We start from the raw sequence: 12,266 nt of genomic DNA, 5'->3' as shown, positions 1-12,266 counted from the left end.
TATTCGCGACACGGGCATGCTGGGGCTCCGACATCTTTTCAAACGCCTCGACGGACCATTGCCATGAACATCCGATTGCGCGCCGCCAGCGACGACCATGCCCTCAGTGTCCTGTGGGAACGTTCGGTACGGGCGACCCACGACTTCATCAGCGAAGACGACATACAACTGCTGCTACCTCACGTGCGGGATGCGTACCTGCCCAGCCTGGAAGTATGGCTGTACGAAAACCCTGACCGTTCGCCCGCCGGTTTCATTGCCACCGGTGGCGATAACGTCGAGATGCTGTTCATTGCAGCCGACCAGCGCGGGCAAGGCATTGGCCGGCGATTGCTGGACCATGTCAAATCCCGGCACCCGACGCTCAGTGTCGATGTCAACGAGCAGAACCCCCAGGCCCATGGTTTCTACCGGTATTACGGCTTCGTAGACGTCAGCCGTTCAGAGACCGATGGCCAGGGCCGCCCTTTTCCGTGGGTGCACATGGTGCTCAAACAATCCTGAAACCAATGTGCGGTTTCCCTGACCTCTGGTTCATGTTCTATTAACGCCCCATCGTATTCACTCAAGGTATTTAACGATGCAACTGAAAAAAACCCTGACCACCGTTGCCCTGCTCGGCTCGCTGTTCGCCGCCTCCTCGGTGTTCGCCCACGCGCACCTGAAAAACGCCACACCGGCCGCCGACAGCAGCGTAGCCGCCCCGGCAGAGCTGCGGCTGGTGTTCTCCGAAGGCGTTGAAGCCAGTTTCACCAAAGTCGCGATCACCAAGGACGGCGCAGCCGTTGCCGTGAAAAGCATCGCCACCGAAAGCGCCGATAAAAAGACCCTGGTCGTGACCCCCGCCGCTCCGCTGACAGCCGGTGACTACAAGGTTGAATGGCATGCAGTGTCGGTCGACACCCATAAAAGCGATGGCGACTACCGCTTCAACGTGAGCCAGTAATCGATGTCGAGCGCGTTGGTCCTGTGCCGTTTCCTGCATTTCACCGTCGTGCTGATGCTGTTCGGGGCCTGTGTTTTCAGGCCCCTGCTGTTGCGCCATGCGCCGCTCGGCCCAGCGCTCGCGGCAATCGATCGACGCCTCGCGGGGCTGAGTCGATGGCTCACCGGGTTCGCCCTGATCACCGGGGTGTGTTGGCTGCTGTTGATCACCGTGAGCATGGCCGGCTCATTGTCGGCAGCGTTTGACGGGCCGACCCTTCAATTGGTGTTGGGCAGTACGTTCTTCGGTCAGGTCTGGAGCTGGCACCTGCTGTTCAATGCCCTGCTGTTGGCGTGCTTGCTAAGCCCGCTGAAACACTCGTTTACCCTGCGCCTGGGTTTGACCAGCCTGCTGCTGATCACCCTGGCCCCGGTCGGCCACGGCGCCATGCTCGACGGCCTCAGCGGTCAGTTGCTGATCCTCAACCAAGTGATTCACCTGGCCTGCGTCGGTGCCTGGCTGGGCGGCTTGATGCTGCTGGTGATGATTCTGCGGCAACCGGCGACTCATGCTGTCGGCCCGATCCTGCAACGCTTCAGCGGCATCGGCTACGGCCTGGTGGCCGGTTTGCTGGTGACCGGTCTGATCAACGTCCGGGTGTTGACCGGCGAACTCTGGCCAACGCCTTTGTTCTCGGGGTTTGCGCTGATTCTGTTGATCAAGGCCCTGTTGGTCTGCGCCATGCTCGGACTCGCGCTGTTTAACCGGGTCCGCATCAACGGCTGCGAGCAACGCCTGGGCACCCTGCGCGCCAGCGTCACGCTTGAATGGCTGCTGGGGATCGGTGCGGTTGCAGCGGTTTCCCTGTTGGGCACGTTGCCGCCGATGGTCGCGCCCCTATAGCCGTCCGCTGCTGGCGGAGGCTAAAAAACGGCGTTGAACCGCTAAGCCTTGAGCAACATGTAACCCGCCACCACCAGGCAGACACCGGCAAACCCTACCTGCAACGCCCGGGCCGGAACCCGGGCGCATAGCCGACGGCCGACCAGCATGCCGACGATGCTCGCCACGATAAACACCGCGCCCTGCCCGTCAATGGTCACGCCGGCATGGAACGCGCCGATCACACCGATGGCCGAAATCAAGCTGATGACCATCAAGGATGTGGCGACGATGCCGCGCATTTGGACGTCGGTCAGTTGCTTGAACGCGGGCACGATGAGAAATCCGCCCCCGACCCCGAGCAGTCCTGATACCACCCCGGTCACCGCCCCGAGCGTCGCCAGGGTCGCGGTGCATTTGGCGGTCCAGGAAAAGCGTCCGGTCTGTTGATCGAGCATGCAGTTTTTCTGCCCCCAATTAGCGTGCCCATGGTCACTGGGCCCCGGTTCCTGCTTTTCTCGGCGCAGCATCCGCCAGGCCACCATGACCATCAGCAGGCTGAACAGGATCATCAGGACTTTTTCCGGCAACTGATGGGCAACGTAGATCCCCAGCGGCGAAAACAGCGCACCGAGCAAGGCAATCAGCAGCGCCGCGCGATAGCGCACCAGCCCATGACGCAAGCCATCGATGGCGCCGACCGCCGCCGCACTGCCCACCGCAAACAACGCCACTGGCGCCGCGTGGGTCATCGTCCAGCCCAACCCGAGCACCAGGGCCGGCACCGCAAGAATACCGCCGCCCGCGCCAGTCAATCCCAGGACCAACCCCATTACCGCACCAAACAATGTCGCCAGCAGCATAGTGTTCTCTCAATCGACCTTGGACACGCGGGTCAGCCACTCACGACCTTTAAGCATGCCGCGCCAGTAAAACCACGGCAGCACCGTCGCCTTGAGAAACCACGCCGAGCGTCGCGCCACGGTCGGGTCGAGGGGAAACGTCGGCAACAACTTACCGCCATAGCCGAACTCAGCGAGGATCACCTTGCCCTTCTCCACTGTCAGCGGGCAGGAGCCGTAACCGTCGTACTTGAGCGGCAGCGGTTGGTGCTTGCGCAGGGCCAGCAGATTCTCCGCCACCACGACAATCTGCTTGCGCACTGCTGCCGCCGTCTTGGCGTTGCTGGTGGAGCAGACATCACCGAGGGCAAATACCTCGGGATACCGCACATGCTGCAAATGGTGGACGTCCACTTCACACCAACCCGCCGCATCGGCCAGTGGGCTTTGGCCAATGAAGTCCGGGGACACCTGCGGTGGTACAACGTGCAGCACGTCGAATTGTTTCGCTTGCAGGGTCACCGCGCCGGATGTGTCCTTGACTTCGAACCAGGCGGTTTGCGCCGGGCCGTCGACCTTCACCAGGTTCGAGTTGAACACCAGCCGCGCACGGTACTTTTCGATGTACTTCATCAGAGGTGCAATGAAGGTGACCACGCCGAACAGCGCGGCACCGGCCAGGTTGAACTCAACGTCGACGTTCTTCAGCACACCTTGTCTGAGCCAGTGATCACACGACAGGTACAAGGCTTTTTGCGGTGCCCCGGCGCATTTGATCGGGATGGCCGGCTGGGTAAAGATCGCCTTGCCGCCACGCAGGCCTTCGACCAGTTGCCAGGTGTAGGGCCGCGTGCTGGTAGCTGTAATTGGACGTCACACCGTGCTGGCCGAGGGTTTCCTGCAAGCCTTCGATTTTCTCCCAGGCCAGGCGCAGACCGGGGCACACGATCAGGTTTTGATAGGTGACACTGCGCCCGTCATCGAGGGTCAGCAGACGGCTTTGCGGGTCGATGTGGCTGACGGCGGCTTGCAGCCATTGCGCCTGACGCGGCATGACCGATGACATCGGCCGCACGGTGTGTTTCAGGTCATAAGCACCACCGCCAACCAGAGTCCAGGCAGGCTGGTAATAGTGCTGGGCGCTGGGCTCGATGACGGTGATGTCCAGGCCCGGATCACGTTTGAGCAGGCTGGCGACGAAGCCGATACCGGCCGTTCCGCCGCCTATCACCACGATGTCGGCACTGATGGTCTGGCCCCAGTGTTGATCGTTCATAGGTTGTTGCCTCTGTGTCTGCACGCAAGGGTCGTTGCCGGTGAGGCGTCACGCCCAGCTTTTCATCACCGCGCCGCAATACAGGCCGGAGAGCGTTTTCATCACCTGAATCACTTCGTGACTGGCCAACCCGTAGAAAATGTACTTGCCTTCACGGCGGGTGCTGACCAGCACTTCGTCGCGCAAAATGCCCAACTGCTGCGACAAGGTCGGCTGACGCACGCCGGTCATGGTTTCCAGTTCGCCGACGTTGCGCTCACCCTGGGTCAACTGGCAGAGAATCAACAGGCGATCTTCATTGGCCAACGCCTTGAGCAGCGCACAGGCCTTGGAGGCCGAGGCACGCAGTTGCGCCACTTCACACTCGCTCAAACTGGATTGCATTTGCAGGGGACCTTGAACGTCACTTAAGCTGCCGACATTATGTTTAAACATAAAGTGTTGCAACCCATTACTGTCTTCCCGTCATTCAGCCAGGGCCCGTCTCTATGTCAGCGTTGATCCAAGCCTTCCTTGATGACGCATCAAAGACCTTCACCTACGTGATCTACGAACACGACGGTGGGCACTGTGCAATTGTCGACTCGGTCCTCGACTACGACCCGGCGTCCGGCCGCACGGCCACCACTCAGGCTGACCGGGTCATTGCCTTCGTCCGTGAACATCAGTTGCACACCCAATGGCTGCTGGAAACCCACGCTCACGCCGATCACCTGTCCGCCGCGCCTTATTTACGTCGCGCACTGGGCGGCAAGATCGCCATCGGCCAGGCGATCAGCCAGGTGCAAAACGTCTTCAAGCGCCTGTTCAACCTTGAACCGGAATTCGCCATCGACGGTTCGCAATTCGACCATTTGTTCGCACCCGATGAAGTGTTTTCCATCGGCACGCTCAAGGCCAAGGCACTGCATGTGCCTGGCCATACCCCGGCAGACATGGCCTACCTGATCGAAGATGAGCTGATTCTGGTGGGCGACACGCTGTTTATGCCGGATGTCGGCAGCGCCCGTTGCGACTTCCCCGGCGGCAATGCTCAGCAGTTGTTCGCCTCGATGCACACACTGCTGGCCTTCCCCGCCGACACCCGCCTCTACATCTGCCACGACTACCCACCCGAAGGTCGCGTTTCACAATGCCAGACCACCGTTGGCGAGCAGCGAAAAAGCAACATTCATGTGCACGATGGCATCGACGAAGCGACGTTCGTCGAGATGCGCACCCACCGCGATGCCGGGTTGGGCATGCCGACGCTGCTGCTGCCAGCGATTCAGGTGAATGTGCGGGCCGGTAACCTGCCGCCCGCCGAAGACAACGGCGTGGTCTACCTGAAGATTCCGGTCAATCGGTTATGAAATAGCTCATTCGAGCTGTAACAGCTAATCGCCAAGCGCGCCCACGGCCTAATGCTTTCTCCTTTGCTCACAGTTGAATCAAGAACTTAACGAGGCTTATGCAACACGCATAAGCCTCGACTTCCATGCGACATAAAACCTTTACAAAAGAATAAAAAACCTGAAACCCATAATAAAATACTCTAAAAAACTGTCATTTCTATCAGTAGCCACGCCCCGCCCTCACAACAAATACTCCCTGCAATGCGCTCGACAATGCGCCTACTTATTCAACTATTTATACGTTGAGTTTTTACTTCAGGGCCCGCCATGTTTACTGACACCGACACCATGACACCTGCGGTACTGGATTATTTGACAGACTTTAATGATCGCTCCGACAACGGCTGGATACGAGGTCGTGCTGGAAAGGACCTTTTCTTGGGCGGTTACACCGCAATGCACCTGACTCAAGGTATTAACGGATTTAGCGGTGTCATTTACCAGAGGACTTTATTTCTTGAAATAGGTGCCGAATATCAATTTTCAATGATCGCCCGGAACTATTTCTTTGGCGCTCAAGACATTATGCCGAAGTTTCGGCTATCCGTAGAAAGTGACTTGAATACCAAAACCTTCACGCTACCCAGAAATCTGGAGTGGCACACAATAACGGGCACCTTCACCGCATCAAAACACTCAAACCTGTTCAGAGTTTACAGTGACGAAGACAGCGGTGCCGGTAATGACTATTACCTGGACGACATTCACGTCAAACAGCTGACGCGAGGAACACCTTGGGCCCCCGTCATCCACAGCCTCGAACAAACAGCAGTACCTACTGTCGCTCGGGGTGCCACAGCGACTATTGACTTTAGACTGAATAGCAACGACCTCCCGGATTATCCTGGTGCACGACTTGAATTCAAAACAGCAAACAACTTGAAATTAGTATCCATGTCGAACGCCCTGCCGGGCACAACCTTTAGTATGAGCCCCGATCAAAGCATAGGCACAGTGACTGTTACCCCAAAGAACCTCGTACCTTGGCCAACCAATAGAACAGTCACCGTACAGATCCCCGCATCGGCCATACCCAACAGTGAAGTCACCCTGGGAAGAATCACTTACTTCAACAGCAGCAATCAGCCACAGGCCACTGTCGATTTAAATGTCCGTATTGCACAAACAACAGTGACCAGCATTTCCCAATTGTGGGTACCCGATGTAGAGCCCGGCGGACCCGTGAACATCTCCCTTACAATGAACGCCAATCGAGTCCCCGATTTTATTGGCGCACGGCTTGAAGCGTTGGCTGCAAACGGTTCGAAACTGGTTAGTATGTCCAGTCCGGCTCAGGGGACGGAGCTGATAGTCTCTCCCGATGGCCGCAAATGCACAGTAACTGTGACGTCAGAAAATGCCCTCGCATGGCCGTACGCACTGACCGTCGACTTCGAAAGCACACCTGAAGCGACACCTGGAACAGAAGTAACATTGGCGACAGTCACGTACTTCGATAGATTAAATATACCCGGCCCTAGTGTCACTCTAAAAGCAGGCATGGCGGGCACTATTGTTTCGGACTTGAGACAAACCGTTCCTACCGTCAATCAATTTGCAGCCGCCCTTATTAACTTCGTCATGGACACAAATGGCGGGGTCGATTACCCAGGGGCAAGACTCGAAGCGACTTCCCTGGGAGGCTTGATCAATCACATGTCAAGCAGCCCCCCGGCAGTAACGTTCCTATCGTCCCCTGACAACCTCAAGGGAGCGGTGACGATCACTAGCAATAATAATCAACCCTGGCAGCGCGAACGTACGATCAGTGTTCAACTCCGCACTTTCGTCAGCCCGGGAAGCGAATTGGATGTTTGCACCCTTACTTACTTTGATCGATTAAATACGCCTGGCGTCAGTCGCGTTTTCAAAGTAAAGATGGCCGATGCAGTATCCAGCATTCATACAACACCCATGCCCATTGCACAACCGGGTTCCTCTGCGACCTTCACTTATTCCCTAGAGACCAACGGCGACGACGTCCAAAATGCAAGGATAGAGTTGAACGTTGATGATGAAGCGACCATCACACACATGCTATCCATTCCGTCTCGCGAGCTCGTCGACATATCACCAGCCGGAACAACCGGCACCCTGACTGTAGCTCCCCATACACAATCACCCTGGGGGAAAACGTATACCGTGTCCGTCGACATCCCACCCGCTGCCGTCATCGGGCGAGAACTCACTGTCGGCTCACTGACTTACTTCAATAATAACGGCTCACCGGGAGCCAGCAGCCCACTGAAGGTACTCATCACCGAACAGGCGCCGGTCGAGTCAAAGTTCTCCTTTGGCGCAAAATGGAAAGACTTTGAAAGTGACAGCTGGGTGTATAGCTATACCCTCACATTGAAAGCGACCCAGGCTGATGTCCAGCAATGGAAAACTTCATTCACGCAACTTCCGTTCGGTACAAGATTGTTCACGTCCACATGGGCAGCCATCGTGCACGATGGCAGTCAAGGCCTGATGGAATTTAGAAGGCCATCGGGCCCCTCTTACTCCCTGCCGAAGGGTCAAGAACTGCACATCGCCCTTCAACTGATCTATCCCAAGGAGGCAGGGGAACAAAAACGCTTTGAAACCTTGTGGGATCTTGTGGCATACGAACTCAAGTAGTCCTGCGTAATGCCCGTGGCGCCGTCGCTCAGGGCGGCGGTGCCACGGGCACTACAGCGTCTGTCCCACCTATTTGTTCAGCATCATTCCACCCGGTGGCAGCGGCAACGCGGTTTTGTAGCGTACCTGCTTGAGTGCAAAGCTTGAGCGGATATTGGCGACGCCTGGGACCTTGGTCAGAAAGTCCATCATGAAGCGCTCAAGAGACTGAATGGTCGGCACCAGCACGCGGATCAAGTAGTCCGGGTCGCCGGCCATCAGGTAGCACTCCATCACCTCCGGCCGGTTGGCAATCGCCGCCTCGAATTGTGCCAGCGCCTCCTCGACTTGCTTCTCCAGGCTGACGTGAATGAACACGTTGACGTGCAGCCCCAGCAGGTCGGCATCGAGCAAGGTCACCTGCTCGCGAATCAGTCCCAATTCCTCCATCGCCTTGACCCGGTTGAAGCACGGTGTCGGTGACAAATTCACCGAGCGCGCGAGGTCGGCGTTGGTGATGCGGGCATTCTCCTGAAGGCTGTTGAGAATCCCGATGTCCGTACGATCCAGCTTACGCATGAGAACAAACCACCTGTTTTTTATGTTTATGCAGATTTTTTATCCGCAAATAGCCTAAAGCGCAACGAAACAGAGAGAAATATTCTTCTCGGCCGGGCCTATGATTGTTGTAGGACAAGATTTCTTTTACCGAAGAATGACAGTCAGCTCACTACAAGAAATTCACAAGATCGAGCGTAGAAGCCATGAATCAAGCGTATGAACCGCTGCGCCTGCACGTGCCTGAACCATCGGGTCGTCCTGGTTGCAAAACAGACTTTTCCTACCTGCACCTGACCGATGCAGGCACGGTCCGCAAACCCCCAATCGACGTAGAACCGGCCGACACGGCTGATCTGGCCAAAGGCCTGATTCGCGTGCTCGACGACCAGGGCAATGCCCTCGGCCCATGGGCTGAAGGCGTGCCGGTCGAGATCCTGCGCAAAGGCATGCGCGCCATGCTCAAGACGCGGATTTTCGACAACCGCATGGTGGTCGCCCAGCGTCAGAAAAAAATGTCGTTCTACATGCAGAGCCTTGGCGAAGAAGCCATCGGCAGCGCCCAGGCCCTGGCCTTGAACATCGACGACATGTGTTTCCCGACTTACCGCCAGCAAAGCATCCTGATGGCCCGCGAAGTGCCGCTGGTGGACCTGATCTGCCAACTGCTGTCCAACGAGCGCGACCCGCTCAAGGGTCGCCAGTTGCCGATCATGTACTCGGTGCGCGATCACGGCTTCTTCACCATTTCCGGCAACCTCGCCACCCAGTTCGTGCAAGGCGTGGGCTGGGGCATGGCTTCGGCGATCAAGGGCGACACCAAGATCGCGTCGGCGTGGATCGGCGACGGCGCCACCGCTGAATCGGACTTCCACACCGCCCTCACCTTCGCCCACGTTTACCGTGCGCCGGTGATCCTCAACGTGGTCAACAATCAATGGGCCATTTCGACCTTCCAGGCGATTGCCGGGGGTGAAGCCACGACTTTTGCCGGGCGTGGCGTCGGTTGCGGCATCGCCTCCCTGCGGGTCGATGGCAACGATTTTGTCGCGGTCTATGCCGCCTCGGCCTGGGCCGCCGAACGCGCCCGCCGCAACCTCGGCCCGACCATGATCGAATGGGTCACCTACCGCGCCGGCCCGCATTCCACATCTGACGATCCGTCCAAGTACCGCCCTGCCGACGACTGGAGCCACTTCCCGTTGGGCGATCCAATTGCACGCCTCAAACAGCATTTGGTGAAAACCGGTCAGTGGTCCGAAGAGGAACACACCGCCCTCAGCGCCGAACTCGAAGCCGAAGTGATTGCCGCGCAAAAAGAAGCCGAGCAGTACGGCACCCTCGCCGGTGGCCAGATCCCTAGCGCCGCGACGATGTTCGAAGACGTCTACAAAGAGATGCCGGAGCACTTGAAGCGCCAGCGTCAGGAACTGGGAATCTGACATGAACGATCACAACAACAATATTCAGTTGGAAACCGCCATGACCACGACCACCATGACCATGATCCAGGCCCTGCGCTCGGCCATGGATGTGATGCTTGAGCGTGATGACAACGTCGTGGTCTTCGGCCAGGACGTCGGTTACTTCGGCGGCGTGTTCCGTTGCACCGAAGGCCTGCAAACCAAGTACGGCACCTCACGGGTGTTCGACGCGCCGATCTCCGAAAGCGGTATCGTCGGCGTCGCCGTGGGCATGGGCGCCTACGGTCTGCGCCCGGTGGCCGAGATCCAGTTCGCCGACTATGTCTACCCGGCGTCGGACCAGATCATTTCCGAAGCTGCCCGCCTGCGTTATCGCTCGGCCGGCGAATTCACTGCCCCGATGACCCTGCGCATGCCATGCGGTGGTGGCATCTACGGCGGCCAGACTCACAGCCAGAGCATCGAGGCGATGTTCACTCAGGTCTGCGGCTTGCGCACGGTCATGCCGTCCAACCCGTACGACGCCAAAGGCCTGCTGATCGCCTCCATCGAAAACGATGACCCGGTGATCTTCCTGGAGCCAAAACGCCTGTACAACGGCCCGTTCGACGGCCACCACGACCGCCCGGTGACCCCGTGGTCGAAACACCCGGCCGCGCAAGTGCCGGACGGTTACTACACCGTGCCGCTGGACGTTGCCGCGATTACCCGTCCGGGCAAGGACGTGACCATCCTGACCTACGGCACCACCGTTTATGTGTCGCAAGTGGCCGCTGAAGAATCCGGCGTCGACGCCGAGGTTATCGACCTGCGCAGCCTGTGGCCGCTGGACCTGGAAACCATCGTCAAGTCGGTGAAGAAAACCGGGCGTTGCGTGATCGTTCACGAAGCCACCCGCACCTGCGGTTTCGGCGCCGAGCTGGTGTCGCTGGTGCAAGAGCACTGCTTCCACTACCTGGAAGCGCCTATCGAACGCGTCACCGGTTGGGACACCCCCTACCCGCACGCGCAAGAGTGGGCGTATTTCCCTGGACCGTCCCGTGTGGGCGCGGCTTTGAAACGGGTTATGGAGGTCTGAATGGGCACGCACGTTATTAAAATGCCGGACATTGGCGAAGGCATTGCAGAAGTTGAACTGTCGGTGTGGCACGTCAAGGTCGGCGACATGGTCGTTGAAGATCAGGTACTGGCCGATGTGATGACCGACAAGGCGATGGTCGATATTCCGTCGCCCGTGCACGGCAAAGTCATTTCGCTGGGCGGTGTGCCCGGCGAAGTCATGGCCGTGGGCAGCATCCTGATCAGCATCGAAGTCGAAGGCGCGGGCAACGTCAAAGAATCGTCCCAGCCGCAAGCGGTCACAGAAGTCAAAGCAGCACCGAAAACCGCCATTGCAGCGCCAGCCGTTGAAACCGTGGCGGCCAGCAAACCCGCGCCGGTAAGCCGCCCTGCGGCACAAGCGCCAGTGGCTCGCGAGGCCGATGAACGTCCGCTGGCTTCCCCGGCCGTGCGCAAACATGCCCTCGACGCCGGCATTCAGTTGCGTCTGGTCCAGGGCTCGGGCCCTGCCGGGCGGATTCTGCATGAAGACCTGGAGGCGTATCTGGCCCAAGGTCCGTCAGCCAAAACCGGCGCTGGCGCCGCGTACGCTGAACGTCACGACGAAGAGCAAATCCCGGTGATCGGCATGCGGCGCAAGATCGCCCAGCGCATGCAGGAAGCCACCCAACGCGCCGCACATTTCAGTTATGTCGAAGAAATCGACGTGACTGCGGTGGAGGAACTGCGGGCGCACCTGAACGAGAAATACGGCGCCACTCGCGGCAAGCTGACCTTGTTGCCGTTCCTGGTACGCGCCCTGGTCGTCGCCCTGCGCGACTTCCCTCAGATCAACGCCCGTTACGACGACGAAGCCCAGGTCATCACCCGCCTCGGCGCGGTGCATGTGGGTGTCGCGACCCAAAGCGACATCGGTTTGATGGTGCCGGTGGTGCGTCACGCCGAGGCGCGCAGCCTGTGGGACAGCGCAGCGGAAATCTCCCGTCTGGCCAGCGCCGCCCGCAATGGCAAGGCCAGCCGCGATGAACTGTCCGGCTCCAGCATCACCCTCACCAGCCTCGGCGCGCTGGGCGGTATCGTCAGCACCCCAGTGCTGAACCTGCCGGAAGTGGCCATCGTCGGCGTGAACAAAATCGTCGAGCGGCCAATGGTGATCAAAGGCCAGATCGTGATTCGCAAGATGATGAACCTCTCCAGTTCCTTCGATCACCGCGTGGTCGATGGCATGGACGCGGCGCTATTCATTCAGGCCCTGCGTGGCTTGCTCGAACAACCCGCCACGCTGTTTGTGGAATAAGTATTTGT

General features: G+C 58.6%; 11 protein-coding genes and 1 pseudogene. 8 read left to right on the top strand and 4 right to left on the bottom strand.

Annotation, left to right across the window (positions count from 1 at the left end; genetic code table 11):
- The first annotated feature begins 63 nt into the window (after nucleotides 1-63).
- The 3 genes from AABM54_RS11740 (at nucleotide 64) to copD (ending at nucleotide 1,828) form a co-directional block, all read left to right on the top strand.
- A complete protein-coding gene (locus tag AABM54_RS11740) occupies nucleotides 64-504 on the top strand; it encodes a GNAT family N-acetyltransferase (protein ID WP_347905724.1) in 441 nt (146 codons plus the stop codon).
- Between the two features lie 76 nt (nucleotides 505-580).
- Nucleotides 581-946 carry a copper homeostasis periplasmic binding protein CopC gene (gene copC / locus AABM54_RS11735; RefSeq protein ID WP_347905723.1) on the top strand — a complete coding sequence of 122 codons (366 nt, stop codon included), beginning with the start codon at nucleotides 581-583 and terminating at the stop codon, nucleotides 944-946.
- Nucleotides 947-949: 3 nt separating this feature from the next.
- Complete coding sequence (gene copD / locus AABM54_RS11730; protein ID WP_347905722.1) at nucleotides 950-1,828, top strand: copper homeostasis membrane protein CopD; 879 nt, start codon at nucleotides 950-952, stop codon at nucleotides 1,826-1,828.
- Between the two features lie 41 nt (nucleotides 1,829-1,869).
- Here the strand turns inward: copD and AABM54_RS11725 are convergent, their stop codons facing one another.
- From AABM54_RS11725 to AABM54_RS11715, 3 genes and pseudogenes are all read right to left on the bottom strand, one after another.
- On the bottom strand, nucleotides 1,870-2,670 hold the full coding sequence (locus tag AABM54_RS11725) for a sulfite exporter TauE/SafE family protein (protein WP_347905721.1): 801 nt from the start codon (nucleotides 2,668-2,670) through the stop codon (nucleotides 1,870-1,872).
- A 9-nt stretch (nucleotides 2,671-2,679) separates the two neighbouring features.
- Nucleotides 2,680-3,925, bottom strand: a pseudogene (locus tag AABM54_RS11720) (FAD-dependent oxidoreductase).
- A gap of 48 nt (nucleotides 3,926-3,973) precedes the next feature.
- The gene (locus AABM54_RS11715) at nucleotides 3,974-4,309 is read right to left on the bottom strand and encodes a metalloregulator ArsR/SmtB family transcription factor (RefSeq protein ID WP_347905720.1); all 336 of its coding nucleotides are present in this window, start codon (nucleotides 4,307-4,309) and stop codon (nucleotides 3,974-3,976) included.
- A gap of 104 nt (nucleotides 4,310-4,413) precedes the next feature.
- On the opposite strand from AABM54_RS11715, the gene AABM54_RS11710 reads away from it, so the two are divergent.
- Both AABM54_RS11710 and AABM54_RS11705 read left to right on the top strand, forming a co-directional pair.
- On the top strand, nucleotides 4,414-5,277 hold the full coding sequence (locus AABM54_RS11710) for an MBL fold metallo-hydrolase (protein WP_347905719.1): 864 nt from the start codon (nucleotides 4,414-4,416) through the stop codon (nucleotides 5,275-5,277).
- A 309-nt stretch (nucleotides 5,278-5,586) separates the two neighbouring features.
- The gene (locus tag AABM54_RS11705; RefSeq protein ID WP_347905718.1) at nucleotides 5,587-7,941 is read left to right on the top strand and encodes a hypothetical protein; all 2,355 of its coding nucleotides are present in this window, start codon (nucleotides 5,587-5,589) and stop codon (nucleotides 7,939-7,941) included.
- Nucleotides 7,942-8,010: 69 nt separating this feature from the next.
- On the opposite strand, the gene bkdR is transcribed toward AABM54_RS11705, so the two are convergent.
- Nucleotides 8,011-8,499: a Bkd operon transcriptional regulator BkdR gene (bkdR, locus tag AABM54_RS11700; protein ID WP_347905717.1), complete on the bottom strand. Its 489-nt coding sequence runs from the start codon at nucleotides 8,497-8,499 to the stop codon at nucleotides 8,011-8,013.
- Nucleotides 8,500-8,684: 185 nt separating this feature from the next.
- Here bkdR and AABM54_RS11695 point away from each other — a divergent pair, with 185 nt between their 5' ends.
- Genes AABM54_RS11695 through AABM54_RS11685 form a run of 3 tightly spaced genes read left to right on the top strand, consistent with a single transcriptional unit; the run spans nucleotide 8,685 to nucleotide 12,258 of the window.
- Complete coding sequence (locus tag AABM54_RS11695; protein WP_347905716.1) at nucleotides 8,685-9,920, top strand: 3-methyl-2-oxobutanoate dehydrogenase (2-methylpropanoyl-transferring) subunit alpha; 1,236 nt, start codon at nucleotides 8,685-8,687, stop codon at nucleotides 9,918-9,920.
- A gap of 1 nt (nucleotide 9,921) precedes the next feature.
- Complete coding sequence (locus AABM54_RS11690) at nucleotides 9,922-10,980, top strand: alpha-ketoacid dehydrogenase subunit beta (RefSeq protein ID WP_347905715.1); 1,059 nt, start codon at nucleotides 9,922-9,924, stop codon at nucleotides 10,978-10,980.
- Nucleotides 10,981-12,258: a dihydrolipoamide acetyltransferase family protein gene (locus AABM54_RS11685; protein WP_347905714.1), complete on the top strand. Its 1,278-nt coding sequence runs from the start codon at nucleotides 10,981-10,983 to the stop codon at nucleotides 12,256-12,258.
- Nucleotides 12,259-12,266 lie beyond the last annotated feature (8 nt).

Source organism: Pseudomonas purpurea, from assembly GCF_039908635.1.
Lineage (GTDB): Bacteria > Pseudomonadota > Gammaproteobacteria > Pseudomonadales > Pseudomonadaceae > Aquipseudomonas > Aquipseudomonas purpurea.
This window is presented reverse-complemented; position numbering and strand designations above follow the sequence as displayed.

Excerpts from the sequence above, each read along its gene's own strand:
- AABM54_RS11740 (WP_347905724.1), top strand. The coding sequence starts at position 64 with ATGAACATCCGATTGCGCGCCGCCAGCGACGACCATGCCCTCAGTGTC.
- copC (WP_347905723.1), top strand. The coding sequence starts at position 581 with ATGCAACTGAAAAAAACCCTGACCACCGTTGCCCTGCTCGGCTCGCTG.
- copD (WP_347905722.1), top strand. The coding sequence starts at position 950 with ATGTCGAGCGCGTTGGTCCTGTGCCGTTTCCTGCATTTCACCGTCGTG.
- AABM54_RS11725 (WP_347905721.1), bottom strand. The coding sequence starts at position 2,670 with ATGCTGCTGGCGACATTGTTTGGTGCGGTAATGGGGTTGGTCCTGGGA.
- AABM54_RS11715 (WP_347905720.1), bottom strand. The coding sequence starts at position 4,309 with ATGCAATCCAGTTTGAGCGAGTGTGAAGTGGCGCAACTGCGTGCCTCG.
- AABM54_RS11710 (WP_347905719.1), top strand. The coding sequence starts at position 4,414 with ATGTCAGCGTTGATCCAAGCCTTCCTTGATGACGCATCAAAGACCTTC.
- AABM54_RS11705 (WP_347905718.1), top strand. The coding sequence starts at position 5,587 with ATGTTTACTGACACCGACACCATGACACCTGCGGTACTGGATTATTTG.
- bkdR (WP_347905717.1), bottom strand. The coding sequence starts at position 8,499 with ATGCGTAAGCTGGATCGTACGGACATCGGGATTCTCAACAGCCTTCAG.
- AABM54_RS11695 (WP_347905716.1), top strand. The coding sequence starts at position 8,685 with ATGAATCAAGCGTATGAACCGCTGCGCCTGCACGTGCCTGAACCATCG.
- AABM54_RS11690 (WP_347905715.1), top strand. The coding sequence starts at position 9,922 with ATGAACGATCACAACAACAATATTCAGTTGGAAACCGCCATGACCACG.
- AABM54_RS11685 (WP_347905714.1), top strand. The coding sequence starts at position 10,981 with ATGGGCACGCACGTTATTAAAATGCCGGACATTGGCGAAGGCATTGCA.